Raw genomic sequence first — 20,620 nt, forward strand, 5'->3', positions numbered from 1 at the left:
GGAGGAATTGAAATGTTATTATCATATGATTGGCTTAAAGATTATTTAGACATTAATCTTTCTCCAGAAGATCTGGGTGAAAAAATTGAAAGAACTTCCGTTGAAGTAGATTCAGTTTCTAAAAGAAGCGATGGACTCAAAAAAATTGTAGTTGGAAAGATCCTTTCCTTTGAAAAACATCCGGATGCTGGACATTTAAACATTTGTCAAATTGATGTCGGTGAAGCTGAACCATTACAAATTGTTTGTGGTGCTCCCAATGTTGAAGTAGGGAAAAATGTAATTGTTGCCTTACCCGGAGCTCGAGTTGGTGGCAATATCAAGATCAAAAAAGCCAAGATGCGGGGCGTGCAATCTAACGGGATGCTTTGTGGCTTAGATGAAATTGGCTTTCCAAAGGATATTGTCCCTGATGAATGGAAAGATGGAATTTATTTCTTACCAGCTGATGCTAAATTAGGCGATTCCGTGTTTGACTACCTTGGAATGAACGATCCTTTAATTGATTTAGACGTGACTCCCAACCGTGGAGACATGTTGAGTCTTCGAGGAGCTGTTTATGATTTGGCAGCTGTTTTTGATCAAAAAGTTAACTTTGATGAAACACCAGCTAAAGAATTAGGGGATACAGAATCAAAAGCTGAGGTTAACGCTCACGCTGATGAAGAGCTTGCTCCAATTTATAAGTTAAAAGTAGTAAAAAATGTGGAAGTTAAACCTAGTCCACTTTGGTTACAAATTAAATTATGGAATCTAGGCATTAAACCAATTAATAACGTTGTCGATGCAACTAATTTAGTAATGATGAAATTAGGTCAACCATTACACGCCTATGATTTAAGTAAGATTACGGATGGTGAATTAAGCGTTCGTCGAGCTCAACCATGTGAAAAACTTACTACTTTAGACGAAGAAGAACGTGAATTGTCGCCAGTTGACGTCGTAATTGCCGATTCAAAGAAGCCCGTTGCTTTAGCTGGATTAATGGGTGGACATGATAGTCGCGTTACTAACGCTACCACGGATATTGTAATTGAAGCCGGGGTGTTTGCCCCAGTTGCCACCAGAAAGATGGCTCAAAAAGAATTACTTCATACGGATGCCTCACAACGTTTTGAACGTGGGGTTGATAAAGGTAACGTTGAAAACGCCTTAAATTATGTCGCTGGATTAATTCAAGAACTTGCTAATGGAAAAGCTAGCCAAGGAGTAGCTGCTGGTAGTGATCAAAAGGTTAAGCCAGTTACCATTTCAATTTCAGCTGATCGAATTAACCATGTTTTAGGAACCGCTTTAAGCGAAAAAGAAATTATCGATATCTTTAATCGACTAGGTTTTAAAGTGGAAAATAAAGATCATGAAATGCTTGTGACCGTTCCTACTAGATGTTGGGATATTAAAATTGATGCTGATTTAATTGAAGAAGTAGCCCGAATTTATGGTTACGATAATCTTCCCGTTACTTTACCAGTGACAGTTACTACTGAAGGTAGCTTTACACCTAAGCAACAATTAATTAAAAATTCACGGAAAGTCTTATTAGGTGAAGGACTTACCCATGCCATTTCTTACTCATTAACTACTGAAGCAAAAGCCAAGATGTTCTTATTGCACGATAGTAATGAAACCAACTTGCAATGGCCAATGACTAACGATCATGCGGTACTACGGATGAACTTACTTTCTGGTCTATTAGATGATATTGCCTATAATCAAGCTCGTGGGGTCGAAGATGTTCCATTCTTTGAACAAGGCCGGGTCTTTTTCCGTGAAGCTGACCAAGTTCGTCCAACGGAAGTTGAACACATTGCTGGAGCAGTTTCTGGTTCTTTGATTCAATCAACTTGGAACCAAAAAGCTCCTAAAGTTGATTTCTTTGCCATGAAAGGGATTGTTGCTAAGTATCTTGAAACTTTATCCTTAGCTGAGAAAATTTCATATGAAGCAACCGACTTAATTCCAGAAATGCATCCAGGTCAGACAGCTTTAATCAAACTTGGTGATGATGTAATCGGTTTTGTCGGCCAAGTACATCCATCGACTGCCAAAGCATTTAAAATCAAACCAACCTTTGTTTTTGAGCTTGATCTAGATAAACTAGTAACCGCTAAAAAACGGGAACAACAATATCAACAAGTAAGTCCATATCCAAGTGTAAACCGTGATATTGCAATGCTAGTTAACGATGATGTGACTAACGAACAAGTTTATGACATTATCAAACGTCGTGGAGGAGCATTCTTGAAGAAGGTGACGCTCTTTGATGTTTATGCTGGTGAACATGTTCCAGCAGGAAAGAAATCATTGGCATATTCATTAACCTTTGAAAATCCGAGAGAAACCCTTCAAGATGAAGTTGTGAACAAAGCAATTGCTAAAATCACTAAATACCTTCAAGATGAACTTGATGTTGAAATTAGATAATTTCAATTTAGAAAGGGAACTAAAAAATGGCAACTAAAAAACGACCCATCATTATTGGAGTGACAGGTGGTTCTAGTAGTGGAAAGACCACGGTTAGTAAGTCGATCTTACAACGATTACTAGGGCATTCCATTAGCATTATTCAACAAGATTCTTATTACAATGACCAATCTGATATGCCAATGGAAGAACGCAAAAAAGTTAATTATGATCATCCAGATGCTTTTGATGATGACTTATTAGTTGAACAATTAACCGATTTGTTAAACTATAAAGCGATTAAAAAGCCGGTTTATGATTATACTCAATTTACCAGAAGTAAAGAGACCCAACTTCAAGAACCAACTGATGTTATTATTCTTGAGGGGATTTTAACTTTAAATGATAAACGACTTCGTGACTTAATGGATATTAAAGTTTTTGTGGATACGGATGATGACATCCGCTTAATTAGAAGAATTGAGCGTGATATTGCTGATCGTGGCCGTTCCTTAGACTCCGTCATTCAACAATATTTGGCAACGGTTCGTCCCATGTATCATCAATTTGTGGAACCAAGTAAACGCTATGCCGATATTATTATTCCCCGTGGTGGTAAAAATGTTGTAGCAATTGATTTACTAGTTACCAAAGTCCAAGCCATTTTCGGCAATGATAATCCAAACTCTTTGATAGATTATTAATAATTTTGTTTGAAAAAGTTTGCATTTAATGTTAAATTTTAAAGTGAATAAATTAATGAGGTGTTTAAATGGCTGAAGATGTATATCCAATGACCAAAGATGGTCAAATTAAGCTTGAAGAAGAACTTGAAGATTTAAAAACTAACCAACGTCCACATGTAATTGAACAAATCAAGATTGCCAGAAGTTATGGTGATTTATCAGAAAATTCAGAATACAAATCAGCAAAGAACGAACAAGCATTATTAGAGAGCCGCATTAATACGGTCGAACACATGCTTCAATTTGCTCAAATTGTTGATGATATGCAAACTGCTTCTGATGAAGTTAGTGTTGGTAAGAAGGTTACTTTTAAAGAACTTCCAGATGAAGAGCCAGAAGAATACCAAATTGTGGGTGCAGCGGAAGCTGATCCACTTGCTGGTAAGGTATCCAATGATTCACCCATTGCTCGTGGTCTTTTAGGTCACAAGGTAGGGGAAAAAATTGATATTGAAATTCCTGATGGTGTAATGCATGTTGAAATTTTAAAAGTTAATTAATCCTAAAAAAGATGTTAGGCAAAGTGCCTGGCATCTTTTTTACTTAATCTTAATTTATGCATATTGCGGAACTTCTCCTATAATGGGATAATTAAACCAATTGTGTAATTAATAAAATTAATTTAAAATCATATGATAAAAAGGGGTAACTGCTATGGGGAACTTTTTTGGAAAATTTTTCAAAAAACGGACACGTTCAACAAGACAAGCTAATGAGTCTAATACAATTCCGTTTCGTTTGAATCTGATTTTCTTAGTTGTTGGTTTATTGTTTATTATTTTGATTTGGAAACTTGCAGATTTGCAAATTATTCAAGGTAATTATTTTAAATCAACCGTTAATCAAAGTAATAATTACGTTAAATATGGAAATGTCCCTCGGGGAATGATTTATGATTCAACTGGTAAGCTAATGGTAGGAAATGAAAGTCAACGGGCAATCACATATACTCGACTACCTAGTGTAACCTCAAAGGATATTTATCAAACGGCTACGCAACTGGGAGAATATATTACCGTTCCAACTAATAAACTTACTAAAAAGCAAATTGCAGAGTATTACTTAGCAAGCCCTAGTAATCAGAAAGCCGCTGAAAAGAAAATCAGTGGTGCTGCTAACATGGATCCAGATGAACTGCAAAAAGCTGAAATTAATAAATTTGTCGCCGGTGAAATTACTCCTGTGACTGATAAAATGAAAAATGCGGCTGCCATCTTTAATTCAATGAGTGGAGCTTATACCCTTTCAACTACTTACATTAAATACAACCATGTTTCTGCTAAAGAATTATCACTAGTTGGGGAACATCAATCGGAATTACCAGGAGTTGAGGTTGGAAATAATTGGGTGAGAAATTATCCGCAAGGAAAGGAAGTTCAAACAGTCACTGGTTCAGTTTCTTCAAATAAATCAGGACTTCCAGAAGACCGAGTAAACAGCTTGTTAGCTCAAGGATACTCGCAAAATGAATCTGTCGGGACTAGTGATCTTGAATCTCAATATGAACCAGTTTTAAAGGGATCCAAATCACAAACTAAAGTAAAAGTTAACAGTAGTAACCAGATTGTGTCACAGGTAGTTAAGTATCCTGGACAAAGTGGTGATAACTTACAACTAACAATTAATTCTAAATTCCAAAACGATCTACAAAAAATTGTTAGAAAAAATCAAGCTGGTGGGTATTCAACCGGAACTTATGCCGTGGTAATGAACCCGCACACTGGTGGAATTATTGGAATGGCCGGGGTTGATCGTGATCCTAAAACCAACAAAGTTACCCAAAATGATATGGGAGTAATTAACCGTCCAATTACGATGGGTTCAGTGGTTAAGCCTGCGATGGAATCGGGCGCTTTGATGAAAGGAATTATTACTCCTGAAAATAGTGTGCAAACTGATCAACCCATTAAAAATGGTGGAGGAGTTAAGTCTTCTTGGTTTAATACTAACGGAAGTCATAATATTCAGTTAACTGCTCAAGATGCTTTGGAAGTTTCTTCTAACTCATATATGATGCAATTAGCAATGAAAGAAGCCGGATACAAATATGTACCAGGTGCTGCTTTAAATATGAATCCATCAATTTTTGATACATTAAGAAATAACTTTAAACAATTTGGACTTGGAGTTAAAACGGGAATTGACTTACCCGGAGAATCAGCCGGGATTGAAGGACCAACTGGGTTTGCTAATATTGGTAAAGCACTAGATGAATCATATGGTAACTACGATGGCTATACCACCATCCAGTTAGCTCAGTATGTTGCTACGATTGCAAACGGTGGCTACCGTCTAAAACCTCAATTAGTACAAAATATTCGAGGAAGTAATAAGGATAATAATAAATTGGGTGCCATCAAGGAGACCGTTCGTCCTAAGATTTTAAACCAAATTCCGATGACTGAGGCTCAAAGAAACGTAATTCTTCAAGGGATGTATCAAGTTGTTCATGGTCACAGTCCTTATCGTACTGGGGAACTGATGAATACCGTAAAACCTGAAATTGCAGCTAAAACGGGGACTGCACAAACTTTTTACGATGGTAATCAAACCACAACCCTTAGTTTAATTGCAATGGCTCCAGCTAAAGATCCTAAAGTAGTTGTTGCATTAGCAATGCCAAATATGCCAGCTGAATCTGGTGGAAATAATGGTCAACTAGCAACTGACATCTTAAATGCATACTGGAAAGATGTCGAAAAGGCTCCTAAATAAGCGTCAAGTATAATTACTTAACATTATTTTGATTAATCGCTAGAAATTATTTTAAAATAATGTTATGATAGTTTATGTTATTATTGATAAATTAAAAAAGCATCTGTTTGGAGGTATTTACCATGCGTGTACACATTACTTTAGAATGTACTGAATGCCACGAACGCAATTACTTAACTTCTAAAAATCGTCGTAACAACCCCGATCGTTTAGAACTAACAAAGTACTGCCCTCGTGAAAGAAAAGCAACTTTACATCGCGAAACAAAATAAAGGTTTTGAGCCTCGTGCTCAAAATCTTTTTTATTAGGATAAAAAAATGAAAAATAAAATTAGGCAACATGTTTTAAAATTGATGGAAAATGATTCTAGCAATCCTTCTGATTTATATAAAAAGTTGTTTGTATCCGATTTTTGGAAAAATTCAGATGTGGTTGCGACTACTATGAGTACAGATTTCGAATTAGATACTATGCCAATTATTAAGCGTGGCTTAGCAGAACATAAAACAATTGCAATTCCTAAGACTTTTACAAATCGTAAAATGAAATTTTATCAGTTCCAAGCAGTCAATCAGTTAGTAAGAAGTCGGTTTGGGATTTTAGAACCGGCAGAAAATCAAATTCCAATTGAAAAAAAGCAGATTGATTTAATTGTCGTACCAGGAGTTGCTTTTTCCTCTTCAAATCATCAAAGAATCGGCTATGGTGGTGGTTTTTACGATTGTTACCTGCAAGATTATGTTGGGATCACGGTTAGCTTAGTTCGAAAGATCCAATTAGTTGATTTTAATTGGCCAATTGAAGAAACTGACATAGCGGTTCAGCATTTATTGATTGAAGAGGGTTGATCATGAAAAATAATTTAAAAACCCAACCGCTAATTACGTACCTTTTAATTGTCATTATGCTAGGTTATTTTATAGTAATGACCTTGGCTGGTGGAACTGAGAATAATCACATCCTAATCAATTTTGGTGCTGAATATGGGCCTTTAATTGACGAGGGACAGCTTTGGCGCTTGGTAACTCCAATTTTTATTCATATTGGCTATCAGCATCTAATTTTAAATCTAATTGTTTTATATTTTTTGGGTCGGATTATTGAGCATTATTTTGGCCATTGGCGTTATTTGATTATTTTTTTAGTTTCCGGAATTGTGGGAAATTTAATGAGTTTTGCCTTTGAAACAGGAATTTCAGCTGGAAGTAGTGCTTCAATTTTTGGATTATTTGGGGCATTTTTCGTTTTACATTTAAAGTTAAAAGATAACTCGTTTATTCAAAATAATACAAAAACTTTTTTAATGTTTATTATTTTGAACTTTATTTTTGATTTATTTATGCCTTCAATTAGTTTAATTGGCCATTTAGGTGGCTTGATTGGGGGATTTTTAATTAGTCAGGTTATTGGAATAAAGGGATTTAAAACTTTAAATAAAAAAGGTATAATATTTTATGCAAACGCTTTAATTATTGTTATAATAGGATTGTACTTGATTGGTTTGAGTCGTTGACACAAATGAAATAATTGTTTAGGATGATAACTATGTATGAAAAATTTATATGATGTACAGCAAATTTTAAAACGTTTTGGAATTTATGTTTACGTGGGTAAACGGATTTGGGATATTGAAGTTATGGCTTTAGAACTTGACCATTTACATCAGGCTAAGGTGATTTCTAACCAAGAATTTGTTTCCGCTAAATTAGTTTTAACTCATGAACATAAGTTAGAAGAAAATAAATTAAAAAAACAAAATGAAACTGGAGGTTTATAATTATGGCAAAAAATTTAATTGGTATCGATTTAGGTGGTACAACTACTAAAATGGCTTTTCTTAACGAAGATGGTGAAGTTTTAGAAAAGTGGAGAATCTTAACTGATATTAGTGATAACGGAAGTCATATTGTCCCTAATATTATTAAATCAATCAGTAAACACATTGAAGATTCTGGTAAAACAACTGCTGATTTTATCGGAATTGGAATGGGAACTCCTGGTGCAGTTAACCGAGAAAATGGAACTGTTTCAGAAGCCTTTAACTTAAATTGGAAAACTACTCAACCAATTCGTGAAGATATTCAAGCTGGGTTAGGCTTACCTTTTGATTTAGATAATGATGCAAACGTCGCTTCATTAGGTGAATACTGGAAGGGTGCTGGTAGTGCCGAAGATGATGTTGTATTCGCGACCCTTGGTACTGGTGTTGGTGGTGGTGTTATCGCTAACGGTAAATTACTTCACGGGGTAAATGGTGGAGCTGGTGAAATTGGACATATTACTGTACAACCAGATGGCTACCTATGTACTTGTGGTAAAAACGGTTGTCTTGAAACATATGCATCAGCCACTGGAATTGTTCGAGTAGCTGAAGATATGGCTAAAAAGTTCAACGGAACTTCACGTTTGAAAGAACTTATTGATGATGGTGACGAAAAGATCACTTCAAAATTAGTATTTTATCTTGCTGACAATGGTGATATTTTGGCTAACCAAGTTGTTGATCGAATTTGTTTCTACTTAGGACTAGCTCTTTCAACTATCGGTAATACCTTAAACCCTGCAAGTATTATCATCGGTGGTGGGGTATCTAATGCCGGTAATACTTTATTACAACCCACTACTAAATACTTCCAACAAAATGCGTTCCCATCAGTTAGAGATTCAACTAAGATTAAATTAGCTGAACTTGGAAATGATGCTGGAGTAATCGGTGCCGCTTCAATGGCATTACAATTTAGATAAAAACTACTAAAGAATGGGGTAAATTTAGATGGCTGGTTTTGCTAGTTTTTTGAATTCAATTACCGTGTTTTTAGTGGTAATTGTAGTTATGATTGCTGTTTGGTCTGCAGTTCATTATTTTAATGTATTCAGGACTAAACGATACGCTAAATTTCTTTCAGAAGATGAATTTAGAAAAGGGATTAGAAAAGCACAAGTAATTGATTTAAGGGAAGCAAATGCTTTTTCAAATGGTCATATTATGGGTGCTAGAAATATTCCTTATTCAACGTTTAAAAACTTTTATACGGATCTTCGACCTGATTTGCCTGTTTTTCTTTATGATCAAACTAAGACACTTAGTATGCGGGCAGCAAAGCTACTAAACAAAAAGGGTTTTAAAAACATTTCAATTTTGGATGAAGGTTACCAAAAATGGGATGGAAAAGTAAAAAAAGGTTAAAATAATTTATGTAAATGAAAGCCCGATGGTAGTCGGATTAACCGACTACCATCGGGCTTTTTTAGTATTAGAAATAATCACTAATGAGTATTATCTTAACCTAAGTGTGAAGAACCAGATTTTCTTAATGATTTCTTGCGGTTTTCTTCAGCTTTCTTTTCTTGTGATTCAATTGGTTCAACTACGGCTTTTTTAAATGAGAATAAAACTCCAGCAGTTAAACCAATCATTGTAGCAACACCCGTAGCAAAACCTTTTCCAAATTTATGCATAATTTACAAACCTCCATATTATTATTTACTTGTTTATTATGCTTTATTTGCGTTAAGATATCCAGTATCAACTATGATTTGAAAAGAGATGAATATGGAAAAAATACTAATTATTGTTGGACCTACTGCAGTTGGCAAAAGCGACTTGGCAATTAGATTAGCCAAAAAGTTTAATGGGGAAATCATTTCCGGTGATTCACTCCAAATTTATCGAAAATTAGATATTGGTACCGCCAAAACATTACCAAAAGAGCAAGCTGGGATTCCACACTATTTAATTGATACTAAAAGCATTGATGAAGAAAATAGTGTGGTTGATTTTGTCCGTGATGCAGAAACGCTTATTCAACAAATTGCTAATCGAGGTAAATTACCGATTATCGCTGGGGGTACCGGTTATTATATTCAAGCACTAATCAATGGCTTAGCTTTAGGTGGAGAAAATAGTTCAAATTCTCAGATTAAAGCGGAATTAGAGAAAGAATTAGCTTTAACCGATAGTGAACACATGTGGCGGCAATTAAATGAAGTAGATCAAGCCGCAGCTACTAAAATCCCCAAGACCAACGCCCGGAAAATCATTAGAGCTCTAGAAGTTTACCGAGTAACTGGAAACAAATTTTCCAAGCAAAAAAATCAAGCACCACGATATGATGCTTTAATCATTGGCTTGAATTGTGATCGATCGTTATTGTATCAACGGATTAACTCCCGCGTTGATAATATGATGGAAAATGGCTTGCTTCAAGAGAATGAATGGTTATACAATCATGGTGGCCTAAATAATCCGGCTGGAAAAGGAATCGGTTATCGAGAATTTGATTTATATTTTAATGATAATCAAAGTTTATCCGATACCATCGACCAAATTAAGCAAGATTCAAGACACTACGCTAAGCGTCAGTTGACTTGGTTTAGAAATAAATTAAAGACAAAGTGGTTTAATCTAGTTGAGCATCCAGAAGAAATCGATGAGATTGATTCGTTAGTAAATAAATGGAGATGATTTTTTGAATATTGAAAAAATGTATAATCAAACCATAAATTTGTACCGTCAATTAGATGCAAAACAGCACCTAATTTGGAAGGGTGAAGATCATTTGACGGCAGTACTAGTGTCACTAGATATTCATTTAGGTGATTTGGCTGAAGTATGTGGCTTAGACTACACTAAAATTCCAGGGTTAGCTGATTCAACTAAAGATATTCGGTTGGACAAATTAACGCTAGTAATACGTGATTTCTTTTTATTATCTAGCATTTGTAATTGGAATGATAAACTTAAGCTAACTGAAAAAGAAATTAAACGTTTACCCCAATTAAATGAGGACAGCAGAAATCAATTAATGGTACTGTATTTATCGATGAAAAACATGCTCTTAAAAGCATTTTACCAAAAGGATGGAATTGCTTTTCGCCATGCTTGGATTCTATTGATGAAATGGGCTAAAACTGATTTACACTTTACTGATGCAGAACTTGAAACTGCATTTAACCAAAAAAATAAAAAAGATTTGCATCTTATCTAAATTTACTATTGACTTAAGACTAAATAGTTCATATAATTGTTAATGTTCTGTTAAAGGACATTATGTCGCAGTAGCCCAGTTGGATAGAGCAACGGTCTTCTAAACCGTAGGTCGAGCGTTCGAGTCGCTCCTGCGACATCATTAAAGAAATGCTTTATGCATTTCTTTTTTTATTGACTTTTTTAGTTGTTTAAGTATATAATGGCTATGTTGTACTTGTGAACTCTCACAGCTACAACCGCACATTCTGAGTATTAAGTCCGTTCACGGCGCTCAGCTATGGCGAGTCTAAGCATATTATTTTAAGGAGGTGCATGTACATGTACGCAATTATCGTTACAGGTGGAAAACAATACAAAGTTTCTGAAGGTGAATCAATTTTCGTTGAAAAATTAGATGCAGCTGCAGGTGACAAAGTAACTTTTGACCAAGTTGTATTTATTGGTGGAGACAACGCTAAAGTTGGAACTCCATTAGTAGACGGTGCTTCAGTTGAAGGATCAGTTGAAAAACAAGGTAAACAAAAGAAGATTACTATCTTCCGTTACAAACCTAAGAAGGGTTCTACTTCTAAAAAGGGTCATCGTCAACCTTACACTAAAGTTAAGATTGAAAAAATTAACGCTTAATTATTATGATTAAAGCAAAGTTTGATTCTCAAAATCAGCTAATTACTGGATTTACATTATCTGGTCATGCAGATTCTGGAGAATTTGGGCATGATATCGTTTGTGCTGCCGTTTCAGCTCTTTCGATTTCAACGGTTAACGGTTTAATTCAGGTTGCTGAGATTGATCCGTTAATTAATCAAGATAATGAAAATGGCGGTTATCTATCTGTAACTATTAAAGATGCAGATGTTGATAACCTTCAGGTACAAACGTTATTATTATGCTTTGAAAATGGTATGCGTGATATTGCAAAGCAATATGACAAATACATTAAAATTAAATAATTTTTAATATGGAGGTGTATCGAACATGCTTAAAATGAACTTACAATTCTTCTCTCACCATAAAACCGGTGGTTCATCATCTAACGGTCGTGACTCAGCTGGTCGTCGTTTAGGAACTAAAGCTGCTGATGGTTCAACTGTTACAACAGGATCAATCATTTACAGACAACGTGGAACTCACATCTATCCAGGTGTTAACGTTAAACGTGGTTCAGATGATACTTTATTCGCACTTACTGATGGTGTCGTTCGTTTCGAACGTTTAGGAAGAGACAAACGCCAAGTTTCTGTTTACCCAGAAGCTGAAACTGCAAATAAGTAAATAAAAATTTGAGACTCGCTTAACCGTGAGTCTTTTTTTATGCAATTAGCTATTTCACTTGATTTAGACTAGTTATAATTGATATGATTGAAAGTAAATATAGGGGGCTTTATTATGGCTATTTCTACTGCAAAATTTAAAAACGGATTGACTATCGAAGTTGATAACGCAATCTGGAAAATTCTTGAATTCCAACACGTTAAACCTGGTAAGGGTGGAGCATTTGTTAGAACTAAACTTAAGAACTTAAGAACTGGTGCCGTTCAAGAAAAAACTTTCCGTTCTGGTGCTAAGATGGAAAAGGCTGAAATCAACACAATGAAGATGCAATATCTTTACGATGATGGTACTGGTCTAGTATTCATGGATAATGATACTTATGATCAAATCACAATTCCTCGTGAAGCTTGTGAAGAAGCTATGAAGTACTTACAACCAAACATGGAAGTTCAAATCATGCAATACAAGGGTGAAACGCTTGGAATTGAATTACCAAAAACAGTTAGCCTTGAGGTTGCTGCTACTGAACCAGGGATTAAAGGTGATACTGCTTCAGGTGGTTCAAAACCAGCTACTATGAGTACTGGGGTTACACTACAAGTTCCATTCTTCGTTAACGAAGGTGATAAATTAATCGTTAACACTACTGACGGAACTTACATTTCACGTGATAAGGAAAGTAAATAAACAATAATTATTCTTGAATTGGAGGCTATGAAAATGGCAACAGAAGAACAATTTATTACTTTAGATAATAAAAAAAATGATTTAGGTAAAATTAAAGTTGCGCCAAATGTTATTGAAGTGATTACTAGTATTGCTACAACTGATGTTGATGGTGTTAACAAAATGCGTGGTACTTTTTCTTCTAGTGTCCAAGGACTATTTGGCAAAAAAGAACGCAGTCACGGTGTTAAATTAGCCTTTAACGATAACGATAAATTAGACGTTGACGTCTTTGTTTACCTTGATTATGGGGTTTCAGTTCCTAAAGTAGCACTTCAAATTCAAGATCAAGTTAAGCAACAATTACTTTTCATGACCGATTTACAGATTGGTTCTGTCAATGTTCATGTTGAAGGTGTAGTTCCAGAAAAGGTTGCAAAAGTTGATACGGATAGCTTGTTCGACAATGATGGAGAAAAAAGTGAAAATTAACAGACACCAAATTAGAGAATATGCATTTCAAACGTTATTTGCAATGCAAAGTAATGATGAACTTAATTTAGATGACTTCTTTAAAGAATTAACTGATAATCCTGAAGCAGTTGCACCTGACTACTATAAAGAATTAGTTAACGGAGTTACAAATCACAAAGCAGAGATTGATAAAGTAATCGAATCATTCTTAGATGAAAAGTGGTCAATCAAACGTTTAAATAAGTCTGATTTAATCATTCTTGAAATTGCAATTTACGAAATGGACTTTGTAGAAAATGTTCCTGCAAAAGTTGCAATTAATGAGGCCCTTGAATTATCAAAGAAATTTAGTGATGATAAGTCAATTAACTTCATTAATGCCATTTTAGATAAAATTATGAAAAAGATTGATAAATAATTTTCAATCAATAAAAAATCCAACCAAAGCAGTTGTTAAAAACTGTGATGATTGGATTTTTATTTTTGACATTATGTTTTATCACAGTGTTTAATTTTGGAATATGCTAAAATTAAAAGAAAAATGAAGTGTGGAGATTTAATAATGGTAGAAATGATTGATGGACGAAAAGTCGCAAAGCAGTTAAATGAAACTACAAAGCAAAAAGTACTTGAATTAGCAAAACAAGGAACAACTCCAGGTCTAGCTGTGATTCTAGTAGGAAATAATCAAGCCAGCCAACGGTATGTACACATGAAAGAAAAGAAAGCACTTGAATTAGGAATTAATTCAATTATGAAAACTTTTCCAACCGATGTTAGTGAAGCTACCTTAATCAATACCATTAAAGAATTAAACCAAAATCCAACGGTAAATGGTATTTTAGTTCAAGCACCACTTCCAGACCACATTGATGAACAAAAGGTAATTGAAACGATTTTACCAGAAAAAGATGTGGATGGTTTTCATCCTACTAACGTTGGTAATCTCTTCCTCAACTTAGATAAAAAATATCCAGTTGCCTGTACACCTAAAGGGGTGATGACCTTACTTGAAAAGTACAACGTTGACTTAGACGGTGCAAATGTAGTGATTGTTGGTCGTAGTTCAATTGTTGGAAAGCCAATGTTAGCTTTGATGTTAAATGCTAATGCTACTGTTACTGATGTACATAGTCATACGAAAAATTTGAAAGCTTACACGCGTGCAGCTGATGTAGTAATTTCAGCTGTGGGAAAAGCTAATTTTCTAACTGATGATGATTTTAAGCCTGGTGCCTATGTAATTGATGTAGGCCAAAACTTAGATGAAAACGGACGATTAGTCGGAGATGTCAATTATCATGCTGAAACAAGCAAAATTGGCTATATAACACCAGTTCCAGGTGGAGTTGGTCCAATGACAATCGCGACTTTAATGCAACAAACTGTCGAAATGTGTGAATGGAGTCTTTAAAAAATGGATCACGATTATTTAACGGTTACAGCCTTAAATCAATATATTCACCAAAAATTTGAAAAGGATCCATATCTTAGCAAAGTTTATTTGACTGGGGAATTATCAAACTGGAGAAAGCGACCGGGACACCAATACTTTGTCATCAAAGATGATCATTCTGTAATTAGTGCCGTCATGTGGAAAGGTGCTTTTGCCAAAGTTAAGTTTGAACCAGAAGAGGGAATGAAAGTTCTAATTACCGGACGGGTTACTTCATTTGCTAAGAGTGGACAATATCAAATCTACGTTGAAGCAATGCAGCCCGATGGAGTTGGAAATCTTTACTTAGCTTATGAACAGCTCAAGAAAAAACTTTATGCTGAAGGGTTATTTGACGAAAGTCACAAACAACCGATTCCGCAATATCCTAAGCGAATTGCAGTGGTTACCTCACAAAGTGGCGCGGTAATTCGGGACATTATCGATGCGGTACGTAAACGGGATCCGCATATCCAAGTTGTCCTTTATCCCGCTGCTGTTCAAGGAGAAGGAGCAGCTCAAGAAATTGCTAATCAAATTAAGAACGTTAACCAAAATGGTAATTTTGATACGTTAATTATCGGACGTGGTGGTGGATCAATTGAAGATTTATGGCCATTTAACGAAGAAGTAGTTGCACGGGCAATTTATGATAGTCATATTCCTGTGATTTCTTCAGTGGGACATCAAACGGATAACACAATTGCTGATTTTGTAGCTGACCAGCGAGCTTCCACTCCAACCCAAGCGGGAGTAATTGCATCTCCAGAACTAACTGACGTAATTTCTAACATCCGTAATTTGCAAAATAGTTTAGAAAACTCAATGCGGAACCTTATCAAAATGGAACAACAAAAACTAAATCATTTACAACAAAGTTATGTTTTTCGAGATCCTAGCCGACTATATGAATCTTATAGTCAGCAAGTTGATTTACTATCTGATAAATTATTAAATGTTTTCAAAGAACAATTACAGCAAAAAGCTGGCAGACTAGCCCTTAATCGGAGTGAATTAGCAGGGGCTTCTCCTCGTAACTTAGTTGATAAGTACCAAAATCAATTGAACTACTTAAATGCTAATTTACAACAAAATATAAAAGCAGTTTACCAGACTAAAAAGGACCAATTGACTAACAAGGTCGATGCCTTAGACCATTTGAGTCCTTTAAAAATTATGGCCCGAGGATATGGGATGGTAAAAGATCCCCAAAACCAAATTATAAAAAAAGTAACTGATGTAAAAATTGGGGAAACAATTACGGTCGATTTAAGTGACGGTAGCATTGAAGCCGATGTTTCTAAAATAAACCAGGAGAGTGAAAAATAATGGCAGAACAAAAAGTTTCTTTTGAAGAAAATATGGCTAAATTAGAACAAATTGTAAATGAACTCCAAAGTGGCGATGTGCCATTGGAAAAAGCGCTAACTGAATTTCAAACGGGAGTACATTTAAGCCAAACCATGCAAAAAACGTTAGAAAATGCGGAAAATACTTTAACTAAGATGGTAAATTCAGATGGTGAAGAAGTTCCGTTTAAACGTGATAAGGGGTATGAAGCTCAAGCTAAAGCAAACGAAGGTGGAGATTTACCATTCTAATGAAATTTAATCAGGAAAGTTTAAACCAATTTCAAACGGAATATATTCCCAAAATTGACGCAATTTTAAATGAAGAAATTCAAAATTCATCAAACGTTAGTCTTTTATCAGATGCAATGCAGTATTCATTAATGGCTGGTGGCAAAAGATTAAGGCCATTACTAGTTTTAGCCGTCTTACAGGCTTATGGTATCAAAATCACAAATGAGTTAATTAAAGTTAGTTGTGCGGTTGAATTATTACACACTTATTCTTTAATTCATGATGATTTGCCAGCAATGGATGATAGTGACTTGCGTCGTGGTAAAGCAGCTAACCATAAAAAATTTGGCGAAGATATTGCCATTTTGGCAGGAGATGGACTATTAACTTTAGCCTTTGATTGGCTCGCCAATAATTCACTTCCCGCGCAGCAACGAATTCAGCTAGTTTCATTATTAGCTAATGCAGCTGGGCCTCATGGGATGGTCGAAGGACAGGTAATTGATGTTTCTTCTGAAGATCAAACTTTAGATTTAGCCGGTTTACAAAACCTAGACTACCAAAAAACGGGGGAACTATTTCACTATTGTCTGCTGGCTGGTGCCGTCTTAGCCAATTTAAATCAAGCAGAACAGCAACAACTATCAGATTTTGCTGATAATTTTGGAGTGGCCTTTCAAATTTATGATGACATTTTAGATGCCCCTAGTGAACAAACCCAAGAAGACCTTGATAAAAATACTTACGTTAACTTATTGGGGATGCAAGGAGCGAAAGCAAAACTTACAGATACAATTAAAAATTGTGTAAAAGCATTAGATAAATTAGAAAATGCGCAATCAACTGATTTATTAAAATCATTCTTATCGTATTTTCAAATTGGAAAAGGATAATATGGCAATCGAAAAAGAGAGAATTGATGTTTTATTGGTTAAACAAGGACTATTTGATAGTCGAGAACAAGCAAAAAGAGCTGTAATGGCCGGTGATGTCTTAGGTAAAAATGAAGAGCGTTTAGATAAGCCCGGAGTTAAGATTCCAGTTGATACTAAACTTCATCTAAAGGGTAATGTAATGCCTTACGTTAGTCGTGGCGGTCTTAAATTAGCTAAAGCTTTAAAAAGTTTTGACATTTCTGTTGCTGACAAAACGGTTTTAGATATCGGATCTTCTACCGGTGGTTTTACGGATGTGATGCTTCAAAATGGGGCCAAAATGAGCTATGCATTGGACGTTGGAACCAATCAACTAGTTTGGAAACTCCGTAATGATCCCCGCGTTAAAGTAATGGAAAACACTAATTTTCGTTATAGTAAACCAGCAGATTTTACTGACGGACTTCCTGATTTTGCTTCCATTGACGTTTCCTTTATTTCTTTACATCTGATTCTTCCCCCATTAAAAAATATTTTAAAACCCAACGGAGAAGTAGTGGCTTTAATTAAGCCGCAATTTGAAGCAGGAAAAGAAAATGTTGGTAAACATGGGATTGTGCGCGATGCAAAAGTTCATTATGCGGTAATTAACAAAGTGATTGGATTTGCGATTGAGGCTGGATTTTCTGTTTTAGGCTTAGATTTTTCACCAATTAAAGGTGGAGAAGGAAACGTTGAGTTCCTAGTTCATCTAAAATCAACCGAAAATCCCAGCATTAATCCGGATGTGTCAATTAAAGAAGTTCAAGATCAAGCTTATAAAAATTTAAATAATTAATTGGAGGCACCGTTTTGTTAAAAGAGATTTCAATTAAAGATTTTGCAATCATTGACAAATTATCAATTAATTTCGAATCTGGGATGACAGCTCTGACTGGTGAAACTGGTGCTGGTAAATCAATTATTATTGATGCCGTTGGTTTATTAGCTGGTGGGAGAGGGTCACAACACTTTATTCGAACTGGGGAAAACAAATCGGTCTTACAAGGTTTATTTGATATCCCCCATACGGGAACGACCGCAGCCAAACTAGACGAATTTGGGATCGATCACGATGATGATAGTGTAATTTTACAGCGTGAATTATATAAAAATGGACGGAATATTTGTCGCGTCAATGGGATGCTGGTTAATACTAGTACCCTTAAAAAAATTGGCGAAACCTTAGTGGATATCTATGGGCAAAACGAACATCAAACACTCATGCAAAGTGATAAACATCTTTTATTACTCGATGAGTTCATTGGCGAAAAATTAAGCGTTGTCCTTAGTAAATATCAATTACAGTATCAGCAATATCTCAAATTAAAAAAACAACTAGCGCATAAGAACCAAAATGAAAAAGAATGGGCCCAGCGACTTGATATGCTACAGTATCAAGTTAACGAAATTGAAAATGCTGATTTAGTGGTTGGTGAAGAAGAAAGTTTAGTGGCAGAAAAAAATCGATTAAATAATTTTCAAGCCATCAACGATAGTTTAAATCAAGCCTTAGCAAATATTGATGGGGACGAAAACATTAGTCCAATTGACATGATTGGTGATGCGATGAGTGCCATTGAAGACATTGAGAATCTTGATGATGCATTTAAACCAATTTCAGAAAACATCAAGAGTGCTTTTTATATGTTACAAGATGCTAGCAAAGAGGTTTCTAACCAAATGGATACCTTAGAATTTGATCCGCATCGGTTAGAGGAAGTTGAAGCTCGTCTCAGTACGATTTATGAATTAAAGCATAAATATGGTGATTCAATTCAACAAATTTTGAAGTACTATGAAAAAATTTCAATGGAACTCCAAGAAATGCAAGCAGAAGAAAGTAGTGGTAACGACTTAGAAACTCAGCTGCAAAGTTGTGTTTCTGATTTAAACGAACTTGGTCAGCAACTCCATCAAATTCGTCAACAAGGGGCAAAAATACTTAAAACTAAAATTCAGCAACAGTTAGCGGACTTGTATATGGATAAAACCGTGTTTGAAGTTAACTTTAAACAGCTGCCACAAGCTACCTTTACAGCGAATGGAATTGAAACCATTGAATTTTACATTCAAACGAACCCCGGTGAAGCGCTTCAACCACTTACCAAGATTGCATCTGGTGGGGAACTTTCGCGAATTATGCTAGCGTTAAAAACGATTTTTTCTAAAATGCAAGGAGTGACCTCAATTATTTTTGATGAGGTCGATACTGGTGTATCTGGTCGTGTCGCTCAAGCAATTGCAGAAAAAATTCATCACGTTAGCCTTAAGTCACAGGCATTATGTATCACACATTTACCACAAGTTGCAGCCATGGCTGACCATCAATACTACATTGCAAAACACGTTGATAATGATAATCGAACTGAGACGAGCATTGAGTTATTACACGGCAAAGCTCGAATTGAAGAATTAGCCAGAATGTTAGCCGGAACCACCGTTACCAAATTGGCAATTGATCATGCGGAAGAACTTTTAAAGTTAGCGGATGCAGAAAAAGCAAAAAAAATGGAATTGTAATATAAATTATCTTGATTATTATCGCCAAAAAAGCGATAATGTTCGTACTAAGTAAATTTAAGGAGCTGTCCTAATGGCAAAAAGAGGAATGCTAATTGTACTTTCTGGACCATCAGGGGTTGGAAAAGGTACAGTTAGAAAAGCATTATTTGAAGATCCAGCAGTAGATTTTAACTACTCAATTTCTATGACTACTAGAAGTCCTAGAGATGGTGAAAAAAATGGTGTCGATTATTATTTTGTGTCAAAAGAACAATTTGAAGAACACATCAAAAATGGTGAAATGCTTGAATATGCTAAGTACGTTGATAATTATTACGGAACTCCATTGAATTATGTAAATGAACAACTCAATGCGGGTCACGATGTTTTCTTAGAAATTGAAGTTAACGGGGCTCTTCAAGTTCGCGCTAATTGTCCTGATGGAGTTTTTATTTTCTTGACCCCACCAGATATCAAAGAATTAAGAAGCCGGTTAGTTGGTCGTGGCACTGATGACTTAGAAGTCATTAATAAACGAATCCAAAAAGCTTCTAAAGAAATTCGGATGATGCAAAACTATGATTATGCGATTGTAAATGATAAAATTAAAAACGCTGTTGAACAAATTAAAGACATCGTTAAAAGTGAAAGATTAAAGGTTAATCGGGTTATGCCGGATTACCTTGATAGTTTAGGAGATGAAATTTAATGTTATACCCATCAATTGATAAGTTATTAGAAATCGTGGATTCACGTTATTCCCTTATTATGCTTGCTAGTAAACGGGCAGAAGAGTTAGACCAAGGTGCAACTCCCATGCTTGCTCACTACCATAATGTAAAATCAGTTGGAATGGCTCTAGAAGAAATTTCTGCTGGAGTTTTGAAAATTGAACCAGAAACTAAGTAAATAA

27 protein-coding genes, 1 tRNA gene and 1 other annotated feature are annotated in these 20,620 nt (G+C 35.3%); of the genes, 27 read left to right on the plus strand and 1 reads right to left on the minus strand.

Going from position 1 to position 20,620, the window contains the following annotated elements:
* The first annotated feature begins 12 nt into the window (after positions 1–12).
* From pheT to ACEPSS_RS06105, 10 genes are all read left to right on the plus strand, one after another.
* A complete protein-coding gene (pheT, locus tag ACEPSS_RS06060; protein WP_395318316.1) occupies positions 13–2,424 on the plus strand; it encodes a phenylalanine--tRNA ligase subunit beta in 2,412 nt (803 codons plus the stop codon).
* 26 nt (positions 2,425–2,450) lie between these two features.
* Positions 2,451–3,107, plus strand: coding sequence for a uridine kinase (udk, locus tag ACEPSS_RS06065; RefSeq protein WP_395318318.1), 657 nt, complete (start codon positions 2,451–2,453; stop codon positions 3,105–3,107).
* Positions 3,108–3,175: 68 nt separating this feature from the next.
* Entirely contained in the window at positions 3,176–3,649 is a 474-nt protein-coding gene (greA, locus tag ACEPSS_RS06070; protein WP_395318320.1) for a transcription elongation factor GreA, read from the plus strand.
* 154 nt (positions 3,650–3,803) lie between these two features.
* Complete coding sequence (locus tag ACEPSS_RS06075; RefSeq protein WP_395318322.1) at positions 3,804–5,864, plus strand: peptidoglycan D,D-transpeptidase FtsI family protein; 2,061 nt, start codon at positions 3,804–3,806, stop codon at positions 5,862–5,864.
* Between the two features lie 122 nt (positions 5,865–5,986).
* Positions 5,987–6,136 (plus strand): 50S ribosomal protein L33, encoded by a 150-nt coding sequence (gene rpmG, locus ACEPSS_RS06080; RefSeq protein ID WP_014081923.1) that lies wholly within the window; start codon positions 5,987–5,989, stop codon positions 6,134–6,136.
* Positions 6,137–6,182: 46 nt separating this feature from the next.
* Positions 6,183–6,713, plus strand: a complete 531-nt coding sequence (locus ACEPSS_RS06085) for a 5-formyltetrahydrofolate cyclo-ligase (RefSeq protein ID WP_395318325.1) — start codon at positions 6,183–6,185, stop codon at positions 6,711–6,713.
* Positions 6,714–6,715: 2 nt separating this feature from the next.
* Positions 6,716–7,378, plus strand: a complete 663-nt coding sequence (locus tag ACEPSS_RS06090) for a rhomboid family intramembrane serine protease (RefSeq protein ID WP_395318327.1) — start codon at positions 6,716–6,718, stop codon at positions 7,376–7,378.
* A gap of 36 nt (positions 7,379–7,414) precedes the next feature.
* Positions 7,415–7,642 (plus strand): YqgQ family protein, encoded by a 228-nt coding sequence (locus ACEPSS_RS06095; RefSeq protein ID WP_395318329.1) that lies wholly within the window; start codon positions 7,415–7,417, stop codon positions 7,640–7,642.
* 2 nt (positions 7,643–7,644) lie between these two features.
* Complete coding sequence (locus ACEPSS_RS06100; protein ID WP_395318331.1) at positions 7,645–8,610, plus strand: ROK family glucokinase; 966 nt, start codon at positions 7,645–7,647, stop codon at positions 8,608–8,610.
* A gap of 28 nt (positions 8,611–8,638) precedes the next feature.
* The gene (locus tag ACEPSS_RS06105; RefSeq protein ID WP_395318333.1) at positions 8,639–9,052 is read left to right on the plus strand and encodes a rhodanese-like domain-containing protein; all 414 of its coding nucleotides are present in this window, start codon (positions 8,639–8,641) and stop codon (positions 9,050–9,052) included.
* Positions 9,053–9,147: 95 nt separating this feature from the next.
* Here the strand turns inward: ACEPSS_RS06105 and ACEPSS_RS06110 are convergent, their stop codons facing one another.
* Complete coding sequence (locus ACEPSS_RS06110; protein WP_395318335.1) at positions 9,148–9,324, minus strand: DUF3042 family protein; 177 nt, start codon at positions 9,322–9,324, stop codon at positions 9,148–9,150.
* Positions 9,325–9,418: 94 nt separating this feature from the next.
* On the opposite strand from ACEPSS_RS06110, the gene miaA reads away from it, so the two are divergent.
* The 17 genes from miaA to rpoZ all read left to right on the plus strand — a co-directional run bounded on the left by miaA (position 9,419) and on the right by rpoZ (position 20,616).
* The gene (gene miaA / locus ACEPSS_RS06115) at positions 9,419–10,330 is read left to right on the plus strand and encodes a tRNA (adenosine(37)-N6)-dimethylallyltransferase MiaA (protein WP_395318337.1); all 912 of its coding nucleotides are present in this window, start codon (positions 9,419–9,421) and stop codon (positions 10,328–10,330) included.
* Between the two features lie 4 nt (positions 10,331–10,334).
* Positions 10,335–10,853, plus strand: a complete 519-nt coding sequence (locus tag ACEPSS_RS06120) for a hypothetical protein (RefSeq protein ID WP_395318339.1) — start codon at positions 10,335–10,337, stop codon at positions 10,851–10,853.
* Positions 10,854–10,917: 64 nt separating this feature from the next.
* Positions 10,918–10,991 (plus strand) — tRNA-Arg (locus tag ACEPSS_RS06125).
* Between the two features lie 88 nt (positions 10,992–11,079).
* Positions 11,080–11,153: a sequence feature (ribosomal protein L21 leader region), on the plus strand.
* Between the two features lie 20 nt (positions 11,154–11,173).
* On the plus strand, positions 11,174–11,482 hold the full coding sequence (rplU, locus tag ACEPSS_RS06130; RefSeq protein WP_395318341.1) for a 50S ribosomal protein L21: 309 nt from the start codon (positions 11,174–11,176) through the stop codon (positions 11,480–11,482).
* Positions 11,483–11,487: 5 nt separating this feature from the next.
* Entirely contained in the window at positions 11,488–11,808 is a 321-nt protein-coding gene (locus ACEPSS_RS06135) for a ribosomal-processing cysteine protease Prp (protein WP_395318343.1), read from the plus strand.
* 25 nt (positions 11,809–11,833) lie between these two features.
* Positions 11,834–12,130, plus strand: a complete 297-nt coding sequence (gene rpmA, locus ACEPSS_RS06140; RefSeq protein WP_395318345.1) for a 50S ribosomal protein L27 — start codon at positions 11,834–11,836, stop codon at positions 12,128–12,130.
* 114 nt (positions 12,131–12,244) lie between these two features.
* Positions 12,245–12,817: an elongation factor P gene (gene efp, locus ACEPSS_RS06145; protein WP_395318347.1), complete on the plus strand. Its 573-nt coding sequence runs from the start codon at positions 12,245–12,247 to the stop codon at positions 12,815–12,817.
* A gap of 33 nt (positions 12,818–12,850) precedes the next feature.
* Entirely contained in the window at positions 12,851–13,288 is a 438-nt protein-coding gene (locus ACEPSS_RS06150) for an Asp23/Gls24 family envelope stress response protein (protein ID WP_395318349.1), read from the plus strand.
* Entirely contained in the window at positions 13,278–13,688 is a 411-nt protein-coding gene (gene nusB / locus ACEPSS_RS06155; protein WP_395318351.1) for a transcription antitermination factor NusB, read from the plus strand. Before ACEPSS_RS06150 ends, nusB begins: the two co-directional genes overlap by 11 nt.
* Before the next feature lie 144 nt (positions 13,689–13,832).
* Entirely contained in the window at positions 13,833–14,684 is an 852-nt protein-coding gene (locus ACEPSS_RS06160; RefSeq protein ID WP_395318353.1) for a bifunctional 5,10-methylenetetrahydrofolate dehydrogenase/5,10-methenyltetrahydrofolate cyclohydrolase, read from the plus strand.
* A 3-nt stretch (positions 14,685–14,687) separates the two neighbouring features.
* On the plus strand, positions 14,688–16,034 hold the full coding sequence (xseA, locus tag ACEPSS_RS06165) for an exodeoxyribonuclease VII large subunit (protein ID WP_395318355.1): 1,347 nt from the start codon (positions 14,688–14,690) through the stop codon (positions 16,032–16,034).
* Complete coding sequence (locus ACEPSS_RS06170) at positions 16,034–16,306, plus strand: exodeoxyribonuclease VII small subunit (RefSeq protein WP_395318357.1); 273 nt, start codon at positions 16,034–16,036, stop codon at positions 16,304–16,306. The genes xseA and ACEPSS_RS06170 overlap by 1 nt, the downstream gene beginning before the upstream one ends.
* Positions 16,306–17,181: a polyprenyl synthetase family protein gene (locus ACEPSS_RS06175; protein ID WP_395318359.1), complete on the plus strand. Its 876-nt coding sequence runs from the start codon at positions 16,306–16,308 to the stop codon at positions 17,179–17,181. Before ACEPSS_RS06170 ends, ACEPSS_RS06175 begins: the two co-directional genes overlap by 1 nt.
* 7 nt (positions 17,182–17,188) lie before the next feature.
* Positions 17,189–18,001 (plus strand): TlyA family RNA methyltransferase, encoded by an 813-nt coding sequence (locus ACEPSS_RS06180; protein ID WP_395320510.1) that lies wholly within the window; start codon positions 17,189–17,191, stop codon positions 17,999–18,001.
* Positions 18,002–18,015: 14 nt separating this feature from the next.
* Complete coding sequence (recN, locus tag ACEPSS_RS06185) at positions 18,016–19,725, plus strand: DNA repair protein RecN (RefSeq protein WP_395318360.1); 1,710 nt, start codon at positions 18,016–18,018, stop codon at positions 19,723–19,725.
* Positions 19,726–19,798: 73 nt separating this feature from the next.
* Positions 19,799–20,416 carry a guanylate kinase gene (gene gmk, locus ACEPSS_RS06190; RefSeq protein WP_395318362.1) on the plus strand — a complete coding sequence of 206 codons (618 nt, stop codon included), beginning with the start codon at positions 19,799–19,801 and terminating at the stop codon, positions 20,414–20,416.
* Positions 20,416–20,616 carry a DNA-directed RNA polymerase subunit omega gene (gene rpoZ, locus ACEPSS_RS06195; protein WP_395318364.1) on the plus strand — a complete coding sequence of 67 codons (201 nt, stop codon included), beginning with the start codon at positions 20,416–20,418 and terminating at the stop codon, positions 20,614–20,616. The genes gmk and rpoZ overlap by 1 nt, the downstream gene beginning before the upstream one ends.
* Positions 20,617–20,620 lie beyond the last annotated feature (4 nt).

The sequence above is a fragment of the Fructilactobacillus frigidiflavus genome (assembly GCF_044054575.1).
Classification (GTDB): Bacteria; Bacillota; Bacilli; order Lactobacillales; family Lactobacillaceae; genus Fructilactobacillus; species Fructilactobacillus frigidiflavus.

Excerpts from the sequence above, each read along its gene's own strand:
- miaA (WP_395318337.1), top strand. The coding sequence starts at position 9,419 with ATGGAAAAAATACTAATTATTGTTGGACCTACTGCAGTTGGCAAAAGC.
- gmk (WP_395318362.1), top strand. The coding sequence starts at position 19,799 with ATGGCAAAAAGAGGAATGCTAATTGTACTTTCTGGACCATCAGGGGTT.
- efp (WP_395318347.1), top strand. The coding sequence starts at position 12,245 with ATGGCTATTTCTACTGCAAAATTTAAAAACGGATTGACTATCGAAGTT.
- udk (WP_395318318.1), top strand. The coding sequence starts at position 2,451 with ATGGCAACTAAAAAACGACCCATCATTATTGGAGTGACAGGTGGTTCT.
- ACEPSS_RS06175 (WP_395318359.1), top strand. The coding sequence starts at position 16,306 with ATGAAATTTAATCAGGAAAGTTTAAACCAATTTCAAACGGAATATATT.
- rpmG (WP_014081923.1), top strand. The coding sequence starts at position 5,987 with ATGCGTGTACACATTACTTTAGAATGTACTGAATGCCACGAACGCAAT.
- ACEPSS_RS06090 (WP_395318327.1), top strand. The coding sequence starts at position 6,716 with ATGAAAAATAATTTAAAAACCCAACCGCTAATTACGTACCTTTTAATT.
- ACEPSS_RS06105 (WP_395318333.1), top strand. The coding sequence starts at position 8,639 with ATGGCTGGTTTTGCTAGTTTTTTGAATTCAATTACCGTGTTTTTAGTG.
- ACEPSS_RS06085 (WP_395318325.1), top strand. The coding sequence starts at position 6,183 with ATGAAAAATAAAATTAGGCAACATGTTTTAAAATTGATGGAAAATGAT.
- ACEPSS_RS06170 (WP_395318357.1), top strand. The coding sequence starts at position 16,034 with ATGGCAGAACAAAAAGTTTCTTTTGAAGAAAATATGGCTAAATTAGAA.
- ACEPSS_RS06075 (WP_395318322.1), top strand. The coding sequence starts at position 3,804 with ATGGGGAACTTTTTTGGAAAATTTTTCAAAAAACGGACACGTTCAACA.
- rpmA (WP_395318345.1), top strand. The coding sequence starts at position 11,834 with ATGCTTAAAATGAACTTACAATTCTTCTCTCACCATAAAACCGGTGGT.
- pheT (WP_395318316.1), top strand. The coding sequence starts at position 13 with ATGTTATTATCATATGATTGGCTTAAAGATTATTTAGACATTAATCTT.
- ACEPSS_RS06095 (WP_395318329.1), top strand. The coding sequence starts at position 7,415 with ATGAAAAATTTATATGATGTACAGCAAATTTTAAAACGTTTTGGAATT.
- ACEPSS_RS06150 (WP_395318349.1), top strand. The coding sequence starts at position 12,851 with ATGGCAACAGAAGAACAATTTATTACTTTAGATAATAAAAAAAATGAT.
- xseA (WP_395318355.1), top strand. The coding sequence starts at position 14,688 with ATGGATCACGATTATTTAACGGTTACAGCCTTAAATCAATATATTCAC.
- ACEPSS_RS06110 (WP_395318335.1), bottom strand. The coding sequence starts at position 9,324 with ATGCATAAATTTGGAAAAGGTTTTGCTACGGGTGTTGCTACAATGATT.
- ACEPSS_RS06135 (WP_395318343.1), top strand. The coding sequence starts at position 11,488 with ATGATTAAAGCAAAGTTTGATTCTCAAAATCAGCTAATTACTGGATTT.
- ACEPSS_RS06100 (WP_395318331.1), top strand. The coding sequence starts at position 7,645 with ATGGCAAAAAATTTAATTGGTATCGATTTAGGTGGTACAACTACTAAA.
- ACEPSS_RS06160 (WP_395318353.1), top strand. The coding sequence starts at position 13,833 with ATGGTAGAAATGATTGATGGACGAAAAGTCGCAAAGCAGTTAAATGAA.
- greA (WP_395318320.1), top strand. The coding sequence starts at position 3,176 with ATGGCTGAAGATGTATATCCAATGACCAAAGATGGTCAAATTAAGCTT.
- rplU (WP_395318341.1), top strand. The coding sequence starts at position 11,174 with ATGTACGCAATTATCGTTACAGGTGGAAAACAATACAAAGTTTCTGAA.
- rpoZ (WP_395318364.1), top strand. The coding sequence starts at position 20,416 with ATGTTATACCCATCAATTGATAAGTTATTAGAAATCGTGGATTCACGT.